The organism is Pseudomonas sp. P135, assembly GCF_020312125.1.
In the GTDB taxonomy this organism is placed as follows: domain Bacteria; phylum Pseudomonadota; class Gammaproteobacteria; order Pseudomonadales; family Pseudomonadaceae; genus Aquipseudomonas; species Aquipseudomonas fragariae.
In genome coordinates this window covers 223,518-243,541 of the sequence record NZ_JAGPYR010000005.1, presented here as the reverse complement: position 1 = coordinate 243,541, position 20,024 = coordinate 223,518, and the positions used below count along the sequence as shown (strand labels likewise).

15 protein-coding genes are annotated in these 20,024 nt (G+C 60.0%); 4 read left to right on the top strand and 11 right to left on the bottom strand.

Translation table 11 applies throughout. The features are described from left to right. Positions 1-66 precede the first annotated feature (66 nt). The 5 genes from KBY08_RS09895 to KBY08_RS09875 form a co-directional block, all read right to left on the bottom strand. On the bottom strand, positions 67-1,215 hold the full coding sequence (locus KBY08_RS09895) for a Gfo/Idh/MocA family protein (RefSeq protein ID WP_024660622.1): 1,149 nt from the start codon (positions 1,213-1,215) through the stop codon (positions 67-69). Between the two features lie 100 nt (positions 1,216-1,315). Next, positions 1,316-2,083 carry an SDR family oxidoreductase gene (locus KBY08_RS09890; protein ID WP_011267696.1) on the bottom strand — a complete coding sequence of 256 codons (768 nt, stop codon included), beginning with the start codon at positions 2,081-2,083 and terminating at the stop codon, positions 1,316-1,318. A gap of 27 nt (positions 2,084-2,110) precedes the next feature. Then, entirely contained in the window at positions 2,111-3,178 is a 1,068-nt protein-coding gene (locus KBY08_RS09885) for a phosphotransferase family protein (RefSeq protein ID WP_003402791.1), read from the bottom strand. Between the two features lie 213 nt (positions 3,179-3,391). Continuing rightward, entirely contained in the window at positions 3,392-3,709 is a 318-nt protein-coding gene (locus tag KBY08_RS09880) for an SCP2 sterol-binding domain-containing protein (RefSeq protein WP_024660623.1), read from the bottom strand. A 55-nt stretch (positions 3,710-3,764) separates the two neighbouring features. After that, entirely contained in the window at positions 3,765-4,475 is a 711-nt protein-coding gene (locus KBY08_RS09875; RefSeq protein ID WP_024660624.1) for a histidine phosphatase family protein, read from the bottom strand. 205 nt (positions 4,476-4,680) lie between these two features. Here KBY08_RS09875 and sohB point away from each other — a divergent pair, with 205 nt between their 5' ends. Continuing rightward, entirely contained in the window at positions 4,681-5,703 is a 1,023-nt protein-coding gene (sohB, locus tag KBY08_RS09870) for a protease SohB (RefSeq protein WP_003402788.1), read from the top strand. 165 nt (positions 5,704-5,868) lie between these two features. Here the strand turns inward: sohB and KBY08_RS09865 are convergent, their stop codons facing one another. Both KBY08_RS09865 and KBY08_RS09860 read right to left on the bottom strand, forming a co-directional pair. Then, complete coding sequence (locus KBY08_RS09865) at positions 5,869-6,363, bottom strand: DUF934 domain-containing protein (protein ID WP_003402787.1); 495 nt, start codon at positions 6,361-6,363, stop codon at positions 5,869-5,871. Then, complete coding sequence (locus KBY08_RS09860; protein ID WP_003402786.1) at positions 6,347-8,005, bottom strand: nitrite/sulfite reductase; 1,659 nt, start codon at positions 8,003-8,005, stop codon at positions 6,347-6,349. The genes KBY08_RS09865 and KBY08_RS09860 overlap by 17 nt, the downstream gene beginning before the upstream one ends. Before the next feature lie 554 nt (positions 8,006-8,559). Between KBY08_RS09860 and KBY08_RS09855 the strand changes: the two genes are divergently transcribed. Continuing rightward, positions 8,560-9,660: an ABC transporter substrate-binding protein gene (locus tag KBY08_RS09855; protein ID WP_024651451.1), complete on the top strand. Its 1,101-nt coding sequence runs from the start codon at positions 8,560-8,562 to the stop codon at positions 9,658-9,660. An 11-nt stretch (positions 9,661-9,671) separates the two neighbouring features. Here KBY08_RS09855 and metH read toward each other — a convergent pair whose 3' ends face one another. Next, the gene (gene metH / locus KBY08_RS09850) at positions 9,672-13,391 is read right to left on the bottom strand and encodes a methionine synthase (protein ID WP_024641285.1); all 3,720 of its coding nucleotides are present in this window, start codon (positions 13,389-13,391) and stop codon (positions 9,672-9,674) included. 406 nt (positions 13,392-13,797) lie between these two features. Between metH and KBY08_RS09845 the strand changes: the two genes are divergently transcribed. Then, complete coding sequence (locus tag KBY08_RS09845) at positions 13,798-14,820, top strand: acyltransferase family protein (protein ID WP_003402782.1); 1,023 nt, start codon at positions 13,798-13,800, stop codon at positions 14,818-14,820. A 70-nt stretch (positions 14,821-14,890) separates the two neighbouring features. Next, the gene (gene nfuA, locus KBY08_RS09840) at positions 14,891-15,484 is read left to right on the top strand and encodes a Fe-S biogenesis protein NfuA (protein WP_011267703.1); all 594 of its coding nucleotides are present in this window, start codon (positions 14,891-14,893) and stop codon (positions 15,482-15,484) included. A 96-nt stretch (positions 15,485-15,580) separates the two neighbouring features. On the opposite strand, the gene KBY08_RS09835 is transcribed toward nfuA, so the two are convergent. From KBY08_RS09835 to KBY08_RS09825, 3 genes are read right to left on the bottom strand one after another with little or no spacing between them, the layout of a single operon-like run. Beyond that, positions 15,581-17,530, bottom strand: coding sequence for an acetyl/propionyl/methylcrotonyl-CoA carboxylase subunit alpha (locus KBY08_RS09835; protein ID WP_024659661.1), 1,950 nt, complete (start codon positions 17,528-17,530; stop codon positions 15,581-15,583). Continuing rightward, the gene (locus KBY08_RS09830) at positions 17,527-18,402 is read right to left on the bottom strand and encodes a gamma-carboxygeranoyl-CoA hydratase (protein ID WP_225651126.1); all 876 of its coding nucleotides are present in this window, start codon (positions 18,400-18,402) and stop codon (positions 17,527-17,529) included. The genes KBY08_RS09835 and KBY08_RS09830 overlap by 4 nt, the downstream gene beginning before the upstream one ends. Before the next feature lie 14 nt (positions 18,403-18,416). Further along, on the bottom strand, positions 18,417-20,024 hold the full coding sequence (locus KBY08_RS09825) for a carboxyl transferase domain-containing protein (protein ID WP_024659659.1): 1,608 nt from the start codon (positions 20,022-20,024) through the stop codon (positions 18,417-18,419).

The following is a 20,024-nucleotide window of genomic DNA, read 5'->3' as shown; positions in this document are numbered from 1 at the left end:
GGCAAAGGGGCAGAATGGCTGCCCGAACGTGGCGCATTCTACCCCTTGTGCAGCGCTTGCAGGAAGTCAGATGTCGGTGAGCGCGACCCAGCGCTGCTCGGCAGCGGCCACGCGAATGGCCGTCGCCAGACGCTCGATTTGCCACGCTTCCTCGAAGTCCGGGCCACGGCTGCGCTGACCGCATACGGCCTGGATGAGCGCTTGTACTTCGAGCGCCTTGAGCTCGTTGTAGCCCAGCTGATGGCCGGGAGCCGGGCAGAATGCGGCGTAACCCGGTTGTGCGGGGCCGGCCAGCAGTCGCTGAAAACCATCGCGTCCGGCTGCGCCTGTACGGTAGAGACGCAGCTCGTTGAGCCGCTCCTGATCGAACGCCAGCGTGCCTTTGGTGCCGCTGATCTCGAAACTCAGGTGGTTTTTGTAGCCGTGTTTGAGCCAGCTGCTGCTGAAGGTTCCGCGCGCACCGTTGGCAAAGCGCAGCAGCGCGTGGGTCTGGTCGTCCACTGCAATGGCGCGCATCTGCTGGCTGCCGATGCTCGCCGGGCGTTCACGGTGTACGGTGCTGGCATCGGCGCAGACTGCTTCGATGTCGCCCAGCAAATGACGCGCCATCGCCAGCAAGTGGCTGCCCAGATCGGCCAGTGCACCGCCGGCATGTGCCGCTTCACAGCGCCACGACCAGGGTGACGCCGGATCGCCCATGAAATCCTCGCTGAACTCGCCCTGAAAGCTGACGATTTCGCCCAGTTCGCCGGCTTCGATCATTTCCCTGGCGAGTCCGATCATCGGATTGTGCTGGTAGTTGTAGCCGACCTGGGTAACGACACCCGCAGCCTTGGCGCTGCGGCGCATTTCATCGGCCTCGGCGAGATTCACGGCCAGCGGTTTTTCGCAATACACCGCCTTGCCTGCGGCGATGGCGGCCATGGCCATGGGGTAGTGCAGGTGATTGGGGGTGGTAATCGCCACGATCTGTACGTGTGGATCATCGATCAATTGCTGCCAGTCAGCGTGGCTGCGGTCGAACCCCCAGGCGCTTGCACAGTGCTCGGCGCGTGCACGGTCGGCGTCCGCCAGCGCGCTGAGCCGGATGCGTGCAGGCAGATCAAGCGCAGCATTGGCGTTGCCGAACGCCAGCGCATGGGCACGGCCCATGAAGCCGGTGCCGATCAGTCCGATACCCAGTTGCGCGGGCGATGTGGAAAGTGATTCGCGCATGACATTCTCCAGACAGGATTGTTGTTATTCGGAAAATATATTCCATATATTTTAATAATGGAAAATTAATTCACTTTCTTTTTGCCAGTCCGGCGGCTCTTCAGGATAAAAAGCCCCCGTCGACGTTCAGCGCCACACCGGTGGTATAGCTGGAGGCTTCACTGGCCAGGTAAAGCACCGCGCCGGCCATCTCGCTGGGAGCGGCCACGCGTTTCAGCGGGATCTGGGACAGCGCCACATTGAGGATTGCGTCGTTCTTGACCAATGCGGATGCGAACCTGGTGTCAGTCAAGCCGGGAAGCAGGGCGTTGCAGCGAATACCGAATTCAGCGCACTCCTTGGCAAACACCTTGGTCATGTTGACCACGGCTGCCTTGGTCATCGAATAGACGCCTTGATAGGCACCCGGCGATACCGCGTTGATGGACGCCACGTTGATGATGCTGCCGCCACCGTTTTCGCGCATCAGCTTGCCGGCTTCCACGGACATGAAAAAGTAACCGCGAATGTTGACGTCGACTGTCTTCTGGAAGGCGCCGGGATCGGTGTCCAGCACGTTGCAGAACTGCGGGTTGGTGGCGGCGTTGTTGACCAGGACATCCAGGCGCCCGAACTGTTGGCGAATCTGCGCGAATGCACTGTTTATCTGTTCCAGCTCACCGATGTGGCAGGCAATGGCTGTTGCCTTGCCACCCTCGCTGACGATGGCGTCCGCCACTGCCTGGCAACCCTCGAGCCGGCGACTCGAGACGATAACGTGCGCGCCTTGCTGGGCCAGCAGCCGAGCAATGGCTTCACCGATGCCTCGGCTGGCACCTGAAACGAATGCAACCTTGCCATCAAGGTCGAATAGCTGGGTTCTGGACATATCATTTCCTTGTCTTGCCGCTGGCGGTCAGAGGCTGGTTTTTTCGATCACGCGCAGGCTCATCTGCTCCAGCAGCCTGTTCATGTGAATGAATTGGGCAAAGCGTTTGTCCTGGGTCTGGCCGTGAAAAAACCGGTAGTAGATCTGTTGCACGATACCGGCCAGACGGAACAGGCCATAGGTGTAGTAGAAATCGAAATTGTCTATGCGCACGCCTGCGCGCTCGGCGTAATAGTCGACAAAAGCCTGGCGGGTCAGCATTCCCGGCGCATTGCTTGGCTGGCGGCGCATCAGTTGCACCGTGGCTGGATCGTCGGCCTGTATCCAGTAGGCGAGGGTGTTGCCCAGGTCCATGAGCGGATCGCCGAGCGTGGTCAACTCCCAGTCCAGTACGCCGATGATGTGCATCGGGTTGGCCGGGTCGAGGATCACATTGTCGAAACGGTAGTCGTTATGCACGATGCTCGAGGTCGGCGAGTCGGCAGGCATTTTGTCTGCCAGCCAGCGCTTGACCTGCTCCCACGCCGGAGCGTCCGGGGTCAGCGCTTTCTCGTAGCGCTCGGACCAACCGGAAATCTGCCGCTGTACGTAGCCCTGCGGCTTGCCGAGGTCACCCAGACCACAGGCCTGATAATCGACACGATGCAGGTCTACCATTTTGTCGATGAAGTTTTTGCACAGCTGTTCGGTCTGTGTTGCATCCAGCGCCAGTTCCGGCGGCAGGTCAGAGCGCAGAATGATCCCCTTGACGCGCTGCATCACGTAGAACTCCGAGCCGATCAGTGACTCGTCCGTGCAGTGCAGATAAGCCTCCGGGCAGTAGGGAAAGGCTTCCTTGAGCTGATTGAGAATGCGGTACTCGCGGCCCATGTCATGGGCCGAACGCGCCTTGTGTCCGAAGGGTGGACGACGCAGTACCAGTTCCCGCTCAGGGTACTGAAGCAGGTAGGTCAGGTTCGATGCGCCGCCCGGAAACTGACTGATCGTCGGCGTGCCGTGAAGCTCCGGCACGTGCGCCTTCAGGTACGCGTCGATCAGGGAGGCGTCCAGTTCTTCGCCGCTGCGAATCTCGGTGGACTGGTCAGTCAGTGCCATACGTATCCCTTTTGCTTATTATGGTCAGCGCAAACTATTGACTAATCTAATGATCGTCCAATCCGCGATCAAGCGCAGGACGGCTTTATAGGCTAGCGTGTTGCCGGGCAATCAGTGGCTCTGATCGCTTTTTTATACAAAGGTGCGCATAAAAAAACCGAAGCCGGCAGGGCTTCGGTTTTCAGGTAGTGCAGTCTGCCGTGTGCGGCAGGTTTATACCGGGAACAGTTCGCTGAGCTTCATGGCCAGCATCATGTCGCCTTCGGCACGCAGCTTGCCGCCCATGAACGCCTGCATGCCATCGGTCTCGCCGCTGACGATGCCCTTGAGGGTCTGGCTGTCCATGACCAGCGTCACGTTGGCGTCCGGGTTTTCGCCATCCTGCAGTTCGCAGGTGCTGTCCTTGACGATCAGTGCGTAGTGCTTGTCTTCGTCGGTGATGTTGAAGCCGAAGACCAGGTCCAGACCGGCAGCAGCAGCTGGGTTGAACTTGTTTTTCATGGTCTGTACGGCGTCTGCTACTGAGGTCATGTGGTGATCCTTTTAGAGTAAATGCCAGCGTCCGACAGGACGCGATTGGCCGGGCTCAACGATAGGTGATGAGCTCCGGCGCCTTCAGCAGTTGCAAATGTGTGTAACCGTTGAAGGAAGCCAGGGTCACGTCGGTGCCTTTGAATTTAAGCTGGTGCAACGACGTATTGACGATGTGCCAGTGAAGCTCCAGTGCCTTTGATGCAGGCATTCCGGTAATAAGATGCAGCAGGGCGGTAATGGTGCCGCCGGAGGTGAATACCGCGATCCGCTCATGCGGGCCGGCAACCTGGAGAATCCGCTTCAGGCCTGCCTCGACGCGCGCCACGAACGCCTGCCAGCTTTGCAGCCCCGGCGTATCGTGATTGCCGCTCAGCCAGCGCCCGGTAATCAGGTTGAACAGACGCTGGAACCCTGCAGGATTTGCCGCTGCATCGCGCAGAATATCCAGCGCTTGCGGTTCGTCTTCGAGCATGGCCGGTATCAATGCCCTGATTACGCCTTCGGCATCGAATTCATCGAAAGCGCTGTCCAGTTGCACCTCAGGCGTATCGAGGCCTGCTTCGCTGTACTGACCCAGTACATGCCGGGCGGTGTCTTTCTGGCGCATGAGCTCACCGGACACGCAGCGATCAAAGCTCAGCCCCTGCTCGGCAAGGTGGGCACCCAGCACTTGAGACTGACGAATCCCCACGGGCGACAGCACGTCGTAATTGTCGGCACCAAATGAGGCCTGGCCATGTCGTATCAGGTAGATGCTGCCCACGTCCGTTTCTTCTCGGTACGCCGAAGGTTCACCGAGGTTATGAGGGATGTCGGGGGACTGTCAATGAAAAAACATACGCTCGTTTGAAATCATCGTTTTAATGGTTTGTAACGGGTCATTGACTGGTGCGCGGCAAAGGGCGTCGGTATGCTGCATTCAGCACAGCCCTTGATTGGTAAGGGCCTGACACTCATGAGGGATATTCGTGGATTTCGTTGTCGATTACGCAAGTTTTCTGGCCAAGACCGTGACGCTGGTGATCGCCATCGTTGTGGTACTGGTTGCCATTGCGTCCATGCGTGGCAAGGGCCGTCGCAAGTCGTCCGGACAATTGCAGGTCACCCGGCTCAATGATTTCTATAAGGGCCTGCGCGAACGGCTTGAGCAGTCATTGCTCGACAAGGAGCACCTCAAGACGCTGCGCAAGGAGCAGGGCAAGGCACTGAAGAAAGAGAAAAAGCACGCCGAGCCCAAGGCCCGTGTCTACGTGCTGGATTTCGACGGGGACATCAAGGCCTCGGCCACTGAAAGCATGCGCCATGAAATCACCGCGCTGCTGACCCTGGCCACCGACAAGGATGAAGTGGTGCTGCGTCTGGAAAGCGGCGGCGGCATGGTTCACAGCTACGGCCTGGCGTCCTCGCAACTGGCGCGCATTCGTCAGGCGGGTATCCCGCTGACCGTATGCATCGACAAGGTCGCTGCCAGTGGTGGTTACATGATGGCGTGCATCGGCAACAAGATCATCAGCGCACCGTTCGCCATCCTCGGGTCCATTGGCGTGGTAGCACAACTGCCCAACGTCAATCGCCTGTTGAAAAAGCACGACATCGATTTCGAAGTGCTGACCGCAGGTGAATACAAGCGCACCCTGACCGTGTTTGGCGAAAACACCGAAAAGGGCCGCGAGAAATTTCAGCAGGACCTGGACATCACCCACGACCTGTTCAAAAACTTCGTTGCCAGCTACCGCCCGCAATTGTCCATCGACGAAGTGGCGACGGGCGAGGTATGGCTGGGCATGGCGGCGGTCGACAAGCTGCTGGTCGATGAACTCAAGACCAGTGACGAGTACCTGGCCGAGCGGGCCAGGAATGCAGACGTGTTCCACCTGCACTACGTGCAGCGCAAAAGCCTGCAAGAGCGCATGGGCATGGCGGCTGCCACCTCAGCGGATCAACTGGCCACCAAGTGGTGGGGACGTTTGACCCAGCAGCGGTTCTGGTAGTAGGTGTAGGTGAAAAGCTGACTTGAGTCGAACCCCAAGTCAGCTGAGTGTTACGGAACCGCCGCGTGACGCAGAGCGTCACGAACTGCATTCCCGCGCGGAGCATGGGAACGATAGTCATCAGTTCCCGAGCCGTGCCTTTAGCCAAATCCCGGGACGCCTGAATCAGCGGCGTCGGAACAGCGGCAGCGGCTCGTCGGTCGCGGCCTGGTAGGTGACCGAGAAGTCCTTCAGACCTTCCAGTGCCTCGTACGGATCCTTGTCGGCACGCACCGCAAATGCGTCGAAGCCACAACGGTGCATGTAGAACAACTGATCGCGCAACACGTCGCCGATGGCACGCAATTCACCCTTGTAGCCATAACGATCACGCAACAGGCGCGCATTCGAGAAGCTTCGGCCATCAGTGAAGGCCGGAAAATTCAGAGCGATGACCTGAAACTGGTGGACATCCTCGCCGATTTCCTCGGCTTCCTCATCGCTGTCCAGCCACACACCCAGACCGCCATCGCGTGCCTTCAGCGCGTGCGCGTGTTCGCGCCACAGCGCCAGCGGCACGATCAGGTCGTCGCAGTTCGACAGGCTGTCAAAGGTCGTGTCCTTGGGCAGCAGATGCCAGGTTTCATCGATGACTTCGTTGTTCTTAATGATTCGCTGCATAGACGCGCTCCTTGAAAGGGTCAATGCCAATACGTTGGTAGGTGTCGATGAAGCGCTCGTCTTCGGTACGTTTTTCAACGTAGACGTCGATCAGCTTCTCGATCACGTCCGGCATCGCCTCCTGGGCAAAGGAGGGGCCGAGAATCTTGCCCAGGCTCGCATCACGGCTGGCGCTGCCGCCGAGCGAGACCTGATAGAACTCCTCACCTTTCTTGTCCACGCCCAGCACGCCGATATGGCCGACATGGTGGTGGCCGCAGGCATTCATGCAGCCGGAGATATTAAGGTCCAGCTCGCCGATATCGAACAGGTAGTCCAGATCGTCGAAACGACGCTGAATGGATTCGGCGATCGGGATCGACTTGGCATTGGCCAGCGAGCAGAAGTCACCGCCCGGGCAGCAGATGATGTCGGTCAGAAGGCCGATGTTCGGCGTGGCGAAACCATTGTCGCGCAGCTCGTTCCACAGGGTGAACAGCTCTCTCTGCTCGACATCGGCAAGGATGATGTTCTGCTCGTGGGAGGTGCGCAGTTGACCGAAGCTGTAGCGATCGGCCAGGTCGGCGATGGCGTCCAGTTGCTTGTCGGTCACATCGCCAGGAGCGACGCCGGTTGGCTTGAGCGACAGGGTCACGGCAATGTAGCCAGGCTTCTTGTGCGCCAGCACATTGCGTTGACGCCAGCGAGCGAAGCCGGGGTGTTGAGCATCCAGCGCCGCCAGTTCGGCGTGCTGATCGCTGAGTGCCTTGTATTGCGGGTCGACGAAGTGCCGGGACACGCGCTGCACTTCGGCTTCGGTCAGGGTGGTCTGACCGCCACGCAGGTGAGCCATTTCAGCCTCGACCTTGGCGGCAAACACTTCAGGGGTCAGCGCCTTGACCAGAATCTTGATGCGCGCCTTGTACTTGTTGTCGCGACGGCCATAGCGGTTGTAGACCCGCAGGATGGCGTCGAGGTAGCTCAGCAGGTCCTGCCACGGCAGAAACTCGTTGATGAAGGCACCGACGACCGGTGTACGGCCAAGACCGCCACCGACCAGAACGCGGAAGCCCAGCTCGCCGGCTTCGTTGCGCAATGGCTCGAGGCCGATGTCATGCACTTCGATGGCTGCGCGGTCACTGGTCGAGCCATTGATCGCGATCTTGAACTTGCGCGGCAGGTAAGCGAATTCAGGGTGGAACGTGGTCCATTGACGGACGATCTCGCACCATGGGCGCGGGTCTACCAGTTCGTCCGCCGCCACACCGGCAAACTGGTCGGTGGTGACGTTGCGCAGGCAGTTGCCGCTGGTCTGGATAGCGTGCATCTGCACGGTTGCCAGTTCAGCGAGAATATCAGGGACATCTTCAAGCGCAGGCCAGTTGAACTGTACGTTCTGGCGGGTGCTAATGTGCGCGTAGCCTTTATCGTAGTCGCGCGCAATTTTCGCCATCATGCGCGCCTGGCGCGAGGTCAGCTGACCGTAGGGCACGGCGACGCGCAACATTGGCGCGAAGCGCTGAACATAAAGACCGTTTTGCAGGCGCAACGGTCGAAACTCTTCTTCGCTCAGTTCCCCGGCCAGGTAGCGTCGGGTCTGATCCCGGAACTGCTTGACGCGGTCCTCGATGATCTTCTGATCGTAATCGTCGTATACGTACATATAGGTCCTGTTCTCAGGCTTCGTCATGAAGCAGGGCAGTGGCGTCAGTCTGAAAAAAGCCCGCTGCTCGATGTTTCCTGCTTCATCTGGTCAATTCTGCGCGCACGGCCGCGCACTCCCCGGGGAGCGAAGGCGACGATAGCAGTTTGCAGTTATCGATAAAAGTGATGTTTATATATATGCAAATCACTAAAAGCGATAAGCAAAACGACGCCTGTTCATATCCCCGCTTGCTGTGTGGACAAGACTCGACTTAACTGCATGTTGACCGATGCTGAACAGGTGTCGGGATACTCCCATTCATGTGCAATCACCCACAAGACCGACAAGAGGCGATGCGATGAGCAAGCACCCGAAAGTAACCAAGCCGGGCAGATCCGTCGATACCTGGGCCATTTTATTCATTGTCATTCTGGCAGTAGGCGCCGCGATGTTCTGGGCCAGCAGCCAGTGACCGGCTGATAAAGAATCTGCCGAAAGTCTGCAGAACCTTGCTGCCGCAGCCGATAACTCGCTTTTGGCGATAAATCCCTGCTTCTTCAAGGTTCGTTGATATGAAGGCGTTATATGCTGGCTGGCTGGTACTGTGCAGTTGTCTGTGGGTCGGGGCGACACAGGCTGCCTCGGTGGTATTTCTGAGCCCCGGCGCAGAATCAGACGGTTATTGGCTGAGTTACTCCCGGGTCATGCAGACGGCTGCCGACACCACCGGCATGTCGCTGAAAATACTCTATACCGAGCGCGACACTCGCAAGTTGCTCGATCTGGCGCGAGCGACGCTGCAAGGGGACGAGCGCCCGGATTACCTGTTGTTCTCCAACGAGCTGAATATCGCCCCTGAAGTGCTGCGTATGTCCGTGGGCAGTGGGGTAAAGCTGTTTGCCGTCAACAGTACGCTGAACGCGGACCAGATTCGGATTCTCGGTGACCTGCCATCGCGTTATCCGGACTTCATCGGCAGCCTGGTGGGTAACGATGAGGAGGGCGGTTATCTGACGGCAAAACGGCTTATCAGTCTCGCGGCGCCTGGCGCGGATGGTCAGGTCATCGACATGCTGGCGTTTTCCGGGACCAACACCACGCCGGTTTCCCTGCTGCGTGAAAAAGGCATGTTGCGTGCCCTGTCGGAGCATCCAGAGGTGCATCTACGGCAGATTGCGCTGGGTGGCTGGCGACGCGATCGCGCGCTCGAGCAGGCTCGCGTGCTGTTCAAGCGCTACCCGCAGGCACGCCTGGTGTGGGCTGCCAACGAGCAGATGGCGTTTGGTGCAATGGAGGCATTGCGTGAGCAGGGCGGCAAGCCGGGGCAGGACGTGTTGTTCAGCGCCATCAACGGCACGTCACTTTCACTGCAGGCTCAGCTCAATGGCAGTCTGAGCGTGGTGGCGTCAGGGCATTTCACCCTGGGCGGATGGGCGATCATTCTCTTGCACCGCTATGACACGGCCCAACGCCAGGCCCGGCAACAGATCGGCGCACGCATCATCGATGTGGTTCACGTCGTCGAGCCGCAGGATGCGCAACGTTTTCTGGATGCAGCCAGGAAAGAACGTTACCGGTTCGATATCCAGGCATTCAATGTGGAGGCTTCTGGCGATGCGTCGCCATTTTCGCTGAAAGGCATGTTGCCGCCTGATCACTCAGGCGGCAGATGACCGGTCAGGCATTACTCGTCGTAGCCCAGGTTCGGTGCCAGCCAGCGTTCCGTGACGCTCAGGTCCTGACCCTTGCGAGCGGTGTAGCTTTCGACCTGATCCTTGTCGATCTTGCCCACGGCGAAGTACTGCGCCTGAGGATGGGCGAAATACCAGCCGCTGACCGCTGCAGCCGGGAACATCGCGTAGTGCTCGGTGAGGAACACGCCGCTCTTGCCTGCCGTGTGCTCGGCGCTGCCTTCCGGTAGCGGATCGAGCAGGGCGAACAGGGTGCCCTTTTCCGTGTGATCGGGGCACGCCGGGTAGCCCGGCGCCGGGCGGATGCCCATGTATTGCTCCTTAATCAGCGCTTCGTTGTCCAGCGCTTCGTCCTGCGCATAACCCCAGTATTCCTTGCGCACCTGCTGGTGCAGCCATTCGGCGCAGGCTTCGGCGAGACGGTCGGCAAGCGCCTTGACCATGATCGAGTTGTAGTCGTCGCCTTTGTCCTGATAAGCCTTGGCGACTTCCTCGGCGCCGATGCCGGCTGTGGTGATGAACCCGCCGATGTAGTCGGTCAGGCCACTGCTCTTTGGTGCAACGAAGTCGGCCAGCGAGAAGTTCGGCTTGCCGTCGGGCTTGATGGTCTGCTGGCGCAGGTGATGCAGCTTCGCCAACGGCCTGCCGTCATCGTCATAGACTTCCAGATCGTCGTCATTGACCTGATTGGCTGGCCAGAAGCCGAAGACCGCGCGGGCGCTGATCAGCTTCTCGTCGATCAGCTTGCGCAGCATCTGCGTGGCGTCGGCGTACAGCGCGGTGGCCGCTTCACCGACCACTTCGTCGGTGAGGATGCGCGGGTACTTGCCAGCCAGGTCCCAGGAAATGAAGAACGGCGTCCAGTCGATGTACTCGGCCAGCACGTTCAGGTCGATATCCTGCAGGACCCGGGTGCCGGTGAACGTCGGTTGGGCCGGGGTGTAGTTTTCCCAGTCGAACTGCGGCTTTTTAGCCACTGCAGCGCCGTAACTCAGGCGCTCGGTACGCGCGCTGCGTGCCGAGGTGCGTTCGCGTACTTCGACATATTCCAGGCGGGTCTTTTCAATGAAGGCCGGCTTCAGCTCTTTCGACAGTAACTGGGTCGCGACGCCGACTGCTCGGGAAGCATCGGTGACGTAGATCACGGCATCATTGCTGTATTTGGGTTCGATCTTCACCGCCGTGTGCGCCTTGGAGGTGGTCGCGCCGCCGATCATCAGCGGCAGGTGGAAGTCCTGGCGCTGCATTTCCCGGGCAACATGCACCATTTCGTCCAGTGACGGCGTGATCAGGCCGGAGAGGCCGATGATGTCGCATTTCTCGTCGCGGGCCACTTGCAGGATTTTCTCGGCAGGCACCATTACGCCCAGATCGACGATGTCGTAGCCGTTACAGCCCAGTACCACGCCGACGATGTTCTTGCCGATGTCATGCACGTCGCCCTTGACCGTCGCCATCAGGATCTTGCCCTTGGCTTCGGGCTTGTCGCCCTTTTCCAGCTCGATGAACGGAATCAGGTGCGCCACGGCCTGTTTCATCACGCGCGCGGACTTGACCACCTGGGGCAGGAACATCTTGCCTGCACCAAACAGGTCGCCGACCACGTTCATGCCCGCCATCAGCGGGCCTTCGATCACTTCGATAGGCCGCGCGAACCCCACGCGCGACTCTTCGGTGTCCTGCACGATGTGGGTGGTAATACCCTTGACCAGCGCGTGCTCCAGACGCTGATTGACCGGCCAGCTGCGCCATTCTTCGGTTTCGGCTTCCTTGACGCTGCCATCCCCCTTGAACTTGTCGGCAATCGCCAGCAGTGCATCGGTGCCTTCGGGGTTGCGGTTGAGCACCACGTCTTCGACACAGTCGCGCAGTTCGGCGGGGATCTGGTCGTAGATTTCCAGCTGCCCGGCGTTGACGATGCCCATGCTCAGGCCATTACGGATCGCATGCAGCAGGAACACCGAGTGGATCGCCTCGCGTACCGGGTTGTTGCCGCGGAACGAGAAAGATACGTTGGACACGCCACCCGAGGTCAGCGCATACGGCAGCTCGTCGCGGATGTAGGCGCAGGCGTTGATGAAGTCCACGGCATAGTTGTTGTGTTCTTCGATACCGGTGGCGATGGCGAAGATGTTCGGGTCGAAGATGATGTCTTCCGGAGGGAAGCCCACTTCGTCGACCAGAATGTCGTAGGAGCGCTTGCAGATTTCCTTTTTGCGCGCTTCGGTGTCGGCCTGACCCTGTTCATCGAAGGCCATGACCACCACCGCCGCGCCATAGCGCTTGCACAGGCGGGCGTGATGAATGAACTGCTCGACGCCTTCCTTCATGCTGATGGAGTTGACGATGCCCTTGCCCTGGATGCACTTGAGGCCGGCCTCGATCACTTCCCATTTCGAGGAGTCGATCATGATCGGTACGCGGGAGATGTCCGGCTCGCCTGCGATCAGGTTGAGGAAGGTCACCATGGCCTTCTTCGAGTCGAGCATGCCTTCGTCCATGTTGATATCGATCACCTGAGCGCCGGCTTCGACCTGCTGCAGGGCGACTTCGAGGGCTTCGGTGTAATTGTCTTCACGGATCAGGCGGGCGAAGCGGGCGGAGCCAGTGATATTGGTACGCTCGCCGACGTTGACGAACAGCGACTGGCGATCGATGGTGAACGGTTCGAGGCCCGACAGGCGGCAGGCCTTGGGGATGTCCGGAATTTCCCGCGGCGCGTAACCCGAAACCGCCTCGGCGATCGCCTTGATGTGCGCCGGTGTCGTACCGCAGCAGCCGCCGACGATGTTCAGGAAGCCGCTCTGGGCGAATTCTTCGATGATCTTCGCCGTCTGGCTCGGCAGTTCGTCGTATTCGCCAAATGCATTCGGCAAGCCGGCGTTGGGGTGCGCGGAGACATGGGTGTTGGCTTTATTGGCCAGCTCTTGCAGGTAAGGACGCAGTTCGCTGGCGCCCAGTGCGCAGTTCAGGCCGACCGAGATAGGTTTTGCATGGCTGATCGAGTTCCAGAACGCTTCGGTGGTCTGGCCGGACAGGGTGCGCCCGGATGCGTCGGTGATGGTCCCGGAAATCATGATCGGCAGCTCAAAGCCGACTTCTTCGAATACACCCTGTACGGCAAAGATCGCCGCCTTGGCGTTGAGCGTGTCGAAAATGGTCTCGATTAGGATCAGGTCGGCACCGCCTTCGATCAGCCCCTTGGTCGCTTCGGTGTAGTTCTCGACCAGTTCGTCAAAGGTCACATTGCGATAGCCGGGGTTATTGACGTCCGGCGACAGCGAGCAGGTGCGACTGGTGGGGCCCAGCACACCGGCCACGAAGCGCGGCCTGTCCGGGGTTTCCAGTGTCTTGGCGTCTGCGACCTTGCGCGCCAGACGCGCGCCTTCGACGTTCAGCTCGTAAACGATCGATTCCATGCCGTAGTCGGCCTGGGACACCTGGGTGGCGTTGAATGTGTTGGTTTCGAGGATGTCGGCGCCAGCATCCAGATAAGCCTTCTCAATAGCGCCGATCACATCAGGGCGGGTCAGGATCAACAGGTCATTGTTGCCTTTGACATCGCTGGGCCAGTCGGCAAAGCGCTTGCCGCGGTAATCCTGTTCTTCGAGCCTGTAGCTCTGGATCATGGTGCCCATGCCGCCATCGAGGATCAGGATCCTCTGTTTCAGAGCAGTGAGAAAAGCTTGATGGCGGGCGCTGCGGTCAGACATGGGGGCTACCTTGAAAAGGTCGATTCTTTAAAGAACGGGATGATAGCAAACCGGAACGGTTTTAGTGTTGTTGCGCCTTTTGCATGAAAATCATTCATGTTGGAGGCGAGGGTGCCTTTGTAGCGTTGTACTACCGAGCCTTCGGCACATTGGGAGTCGCTACGTTCAGGAAACTTAACCACGCGAAGCGGGTGTGCTGGACATGAATCGCTACGAAAACCTCTGAAAAACGGGGGCTTCACGTCGCAGGGCCTTGTGCAACATGGCCTGCGGCCATCTTTGCTTCCTGAACGAAATGTATCTCGCGCGATCTTTTTTTCAAAAAGGTGGTCCGAAATGGTGCGCGTCATAGACCGGTCTATCCAACGGTCCATGATTGAAAGTCAGGTAGTTGAGGTTTTTTGTGATGTTGATTTCAGTTCAGGCCCTACGGGCGTTCGCAGCGTGGGTCGTGGTGTGTCATCACTTCATGCAGATTTTTTTCGATTTCAAGGCCAGCGGCCCGGTAGGGCAGTTCTTTGTGTCAAAGGGCGCGGTCGGCGTGGATATCTTCTTCGTCATCAGCGGCCTGGTTATCTTTTTGTCCACGCAGAACAGTGACATGCCGGCACGGCGCTTCATTCTGCATCGCCTGATTCGCATCGTTCCGGCCTATTGGCTATACACCGCCGCCATGGGGTTGCTGCTGCTGATTGCAGCGCCGATGCTCCCGCATCAGGTGATCGGCTGGCAGAATTTCCTCTTGTCACTGGTGTTCATTCCTTCCGAGAATCCCGGGGGCTATGGTCTCTACCCGACGCTCAACGTTGGCTGGACGCTGAACTATGAGATGTTCTTCTACCTGCTGTTTTCGATGGTATTCCTCTTTCAACAGCGCCACCGGCCGCTGATCATTGCCGCAGCGCTGTTTGCGGTCAGTGAGGTTCTGGCCCGCGCCGGGCTGATCAGCCGCTTCTATGGCAACGACATCATTTACGAATTCCTGCTGGGTATCGGTATCGGCATTCTCTATCGCCGGGGCTGGATCAAACAGGCGCTATGGCTGCCGCTGGCAGGCATAGCGGTCGGGCTGTATGCGATCAATAACCTGAGCAATGAACAGCGCCTGCTCAACTGGGGCCTGCCGAGTGCCTTGATCGTGCTGTCGTGCATTTCGCTGGAGCCGTATTTTCAAGGCAATCGCTTGCTAAAGGTGCTGGGTGACTGCTCGTATTCGGTGTACCTGCTGCACGTTCTGGTGCTGTACGGCGGCTTGCTGATGGCGCAGCGCTTTGGCCTCAATCCCTATGTGGTCTTCGCCTTCTGCGTGCCGATCATCGCCATCGGTGCGTGGGTCAGTTATGAGTGGATCGAGAAAGGCCTCTACCGCCGGATGAAAGCCTGGCTGGATGCGCGCCGGGCGGTCAGTCAGGCGCAGGCATTAACCTGACAAAAATACTGGGACTTTGTGTGAAGCGGCCGATTGGCGTAAACTGCACGCACGTCTGCGAGGAATTTTCATGACCGCTATCACTATTACCGATGCCGCCCACGATTATCTGGCCGATCTGCTGGAAAAGCAGAATACCCCGGGCATTGGCATCCGCGTATTTATCACCCAGCCCGGCACTCAGTACGCCGAAACCTGCATTGCCTACTGCAAGCCGGGTGAAGAAAAACCGGAAGACAAGGCCATCGGCCTGAAGAGCTTTACGGCCTGGATCGACGGCTTCAGCGAGGCCTTTCTCGATGATGCAGTGGTCGACTACGCCACCGACCGGATGGGCGGGCAGCTGACTATCAAGGCACCGAACGCCAAAGTGCCGATGGTCAATGCCGACAGCCCGATCAACGAGCGCATCAATTACTACCTGCAAACCGAGATCAATCCGGGCCTCGCCAGCCATGGCGGTCAGGTCACGCTGATCGATGTGGTCGAGGAAGAGACGAAGAACATCGCCGTGCTGCAGTTCGGCGGTGGTTGCCAGGGTTGTGGCCAGGCCGATGTCACGCTGAAGGAAGGTATCGAGCGCACGTTGCTTGAGCGTATTCCCGAGTTGTCGGGCGTTCGCGATGTTACCGACCATACGCAGAAAGAAAACGCCTACTACTAGGCGTCTCTTTTTTGCAAGGAAGTTGCTGCACGAAAGTTGCTGCACGAAAACGCCCTGACTGTTCAGGGCGTTTTCATGTGTGGCGGTTGACGAGCGTCAGTCCAGCTCCACCAGCACCGCGCCTTCGTTGACCATCTCTCCCTCGTGGCAGTAGAGCGCGGTAATCACTCCGGCGCTGGCGGCGCGGATGCTGTGTTCCATCTTCATGGCTTCCAGCACCACCAGTTGCGCGCCAGGCTCGACAGCCTGACCCACTTCAACCAATACCCGTACGATGCTGCCATTCATCGGTGCTGTCAGGCCTGCATGCTGACCCTCACCGACGTCTGCCTGGGCGATGGCGTCCAGGCGGGTGACGGTTTGCACCTCGCCTTGCCATTCGAGATACAGCGTATTGCCGCGTCGTATCGCCAGGTGTCGTTGGCGCACACCGTTGTGCTCGACCTGCAAATGCTCGCCACTCAGAGTGAATAACGAGGGGCTGCTGTTGCGCAGGCAGGTGTTGCGGGTTAGACCGTTGCAGCTCAGTCGCAGATCCGTCTGCGCAGGCAGGCCGGCGCGAAAGCCGCTGCTGACTGCCCAGGGCGAATACGGATCGGCTTGATCGATGCGTGCCGGTTCGCTCTGGCTGAAGGCCTCGGCAGCGGCCTGCCAGAATGTCTCGTCCGGCTCATTGGTGTGCGGCAGCAGTTGCGCCTGATGGCGGGGAATGAAGCCGGTATCAAGCTGCGCGGCGGCGAACGCTGGATGCGCGATGATTCTGCGCAGAAACGCCAGGTTGGTCCTGACTCCGCCCACTGCAAATTCATCGAGCATGGCCAGCAGGCGCAGGCGGGCTTGCTCGCGGTCTTCGCCCCAGGCAATCAGCTTGCCGAGCATCGGGTCGTAGAAGGGCGAAATGCTGTCGCCCTCGGCAACGCCGCTGTCCACCCGCCTGCCGGGGCCGGGCGCAGGCTCTCTGTAGAGCTCCAGCGTGCCGGTGGCCGGAAGAAAGTCGTTGACCGGGTCTTCGGCGTACAGACGGACCTCGATGGCGTGGCCGGTCAGGGGCACCTGCTCCTGGGTGATGGGCAGCGATTCGCCTCTGGCGACACGGATCTGCCATTCCACCAGGTCCAGACCCGTGATGTACTCGGTGACCGGATGCTCCACCTGCAGGCGGGTATTCATTTCCATGAAGAAAAACTCGCCGCGTGCGTCCAGCAGGAACTCCACCGTACCCGCACCGACGTAGCCGATGGCTTGTGCGGCTTTCACCGCGGCTTCGCCCATGGCCTTGCGCAATGAGGCCGTCAGGCCGGGCGCCGGTGCTTCCTCGACGACCTTCTGGTGTCGGCGCTGAATGGAGCAATCGCGCTCATTGAGGTACAGGCAGTGGCCATGCCGGTCGGCAAACACCTGGATTTCGACATGGCGCGGGGTGAGCACGTACTTCTCCACCAGCATCCTCGCGTCACCGAACGAGGACAGCGCCTCGCGTTGCGCCGAAGCCAGCGCTTCGGCCAGTTCGCCCGTATGCTCGACCACTTTCATGCCTTTGCCGCCGCCGCCAGCGGTGGCTTTCAACAGCACCGGGTAGCCGATACGCTCGGCAGCGGCGCGGAACGTCTCGACGTCCTGTGCTTCACCGTGATAGCCCGGCACCAACGGCACGCCTGCCTGCTCCATCAAGGCCTTGGCGGCGGATTTGCTGCCCATGGCATCGATGGCCGAGGCGGGTGGGCCGAGGAAAATCAGCCCGGCGTCTTCGACGGCACGCGCAAAATCGGCGTTTTCAGACAGAAAACCGTAGCCGGGATGGATCGCGTGCGCGCCACTCGCCCGGGCGGCTTCGATAAGCCTGTCGATCGCCAGATAACTGTCTGCGGCTTTGCTGCCGCCAAGGTCCACGCAGAGATCGGCCTCGCGGCTATGCCGTGCGTCACGGTCGATGGCGCTGTGCACGGCGACCGTGGTAAGGCCCATGTTTTTCGCCGTGCGCATGATGCGGCAGGCGATCTCGCCGCGGTTGGCAATCAACAGCGTGGTCAGCTCGGGCATGCTCATGATTGCGAGTCCTTCTGAGGTTCGTGCCGGGCTGTCGAGGCTGCTGGAACGGGATTGCCAGGCGGCTGATCCTTGACGGGCTGCCAGCCAGGTGTGCGTTTCTGCAAAAACGCGCGCAGGCCTTCCTGGCCTTCGGCACTGGTGCGGATACGCGCGATTGCGCTTTCGCAGTAGCGACGCAGCGCGGGGGTCAGCACACCGCTGCCTACTTCGCGCAGCAGCTCCTTGCTGACACGCATGGCCTGCGGGCTGTTGAGCAACAGGTTGTCGACCCATTGCAGTGTTCGATCTTGCAGTTCTGCAACCGGGTAGCACTCGGCGACCAGACCGATCTGCTGCGCCCGCTGGCCATCGAAACGCTCGGCCGTCAGGGTATAGCGTCGCGCGGCGCGTTCGCCGATGGCCTGTACCACGAATGGGCTGATGACCGCTGGCGCCAGGCCGATGCGCACTTCGGACAGGCAGAACTGCGCATCCACCGCTGCAATGGCCATGTCACAGCAACTGATCAGGCCCAGCGCACCGCCGAAAGCTGCGCCCTGGACGACGGCGAGCGTCGGGATTTTCAGCCTGGCGAGGCTGTACATCAGCTCCGCCAGTTCGCGGGCGTCGTCCAGGTTGGTGTTGTAATCCAGATCGGCTGCCTGCTGCATCCACGCCAGGTCGGCACCGGCACTGAAATGCCGGCCACGGCCACGCAACAGCAGAAAGCGCAGGCTGGTATCGCCTTGTACCTGGTCCAGGGCGATAATCAGCTCGCGGATCATCTGCGCGTTGAAGGCGTTGTTCTTGTCCGGTCGATTCAGCCACAGCGTGGCAAAGCCACGTGGTTCGTTGATCAGCTCTATGGTTGCGAATGAGGTCGAAGTCATGGTCATTTCCCGGCTCACATTCGGAACAGGCCGAAGGTGGTAGGTTCGATGGGCGCGTTGAGCGAGGCGGAGAGGGCAAGCGCGAGAATGTCGCGGGTTTGCGCCGGGTCGATGACTCCGTCGTCCCACAGGCGGGCGCTGGAATAGTAAGGATGGCCCTGATGCTCGTACTGATCGAGAATCGGCTGTTTCAGCTCGGTCTGCTGTTCGGCGCTGAACGCCTGGCCAGCCCGTTCGGCCTGCTCGCATTTGACCTGCACCAGCACGCCGGCCGCCTGTTCGCCGCCCATCACGCCGATCCGCGCGTTGGGCCACATCCATAGAAAGCGCGGATCGTAAGCGCGGCCACACATGCCGTAATTCCCCGCGCCAAAACTGCCGCCGATGATCACCGTGAATTTCGGCACCCTGGCGCAGGCCACGGCGGTCACCAGCTTGGCACCATGCTTGGCGATGCCGCCCGCTTCATACTTCTGGCCGACCATGAAGCCGGTGATGTTCTGCAGGAACAGCAGGGGGATCCCCCTTTGGCAGGCCAGCTCAATGAAATGCGCGCCTTTCTGCGCCGCTTCGGCGAACAGGATGCCGTTGTTGGCGAGGATCGCGATCGGGTAACCATGCAGGCGCGCGAAGCCACAGACCAGCGTGGTGCCGAACAGGGCCTTGAATTCGTCGAGTACCGAGCCATCCACCAGGCGCGCGATGACTTCCCTTACATCGAATGGCTGTTTCGTGTCGGTGGGGATGATGCCGTACAGGTCATCGCCGGGGTACAGCGGTGCAATGGGCGCGACGGTGTTCAATTGGCCCTGCTTGCGCCAGTTCAGATTGGCGATGCTGCGCCGCGCCAGCGCGAGCGCGTGATCGTCGTTGTCGGCATAGTGGTCGGCCACGCCGGACGTGCGGCAGTGCACATCGGCACCGCCCAGCTCTTCGGCGCTGACCACTTCGCCGGTTGCTGCCTTGACCAGCGGCGGGCCGGCCAGAAAGATCGTGGCCTGCTGGCGGACCATGATCGCCTCGTCGGCCATGGCGGGTACGTACGCGCCACCTGCGGTACAGGAGCCCATGACCACCGCGATCTGGGCGATTCCTTGAGCGCTCATGTTCGCCTGGTTGAAGAAGATCCGCCCGAAATGTTCGCGGTCGGGAAACACTTCATCCTGACGCGGCAGGTTGGCGCCGCCGGAATCCACCAGATAGATGCACGGCAGGCGGTTCTGCTGGGCGATGGTCTGGGCGCGCAAATGCTTCTTTACGGTCAGCGGGTAATAGGAGCCGCCTTTGACCGTGGCGTCGTTGGCGATGATCATGCATTCGACGCCCTCGACCCGGCCGATTCCGGCGATCACGCCAGCGGCCGGGACCTCTTCGCCGTATACCTCGTGCGCGGCCAGTTGGCCGATTTCCAGAAACGGTGAACCGGTGTCCAGCAAACGGTTGATACGCTCGCGCGGCAGCAACTTGCCGCGTGAGGTGTGGCGCTCCTGGGCTTTGGGGCCGCCACCTTGCTGGACGTTGCTCAACAGCGAGCGCAATGCTTCGACCTGCTTGAGCAGGGCGTCGCGATTGAGGGTGAATTCAGGCGAGCGGGTGTTGATTCGGGTCTGCAGAATGGTCAT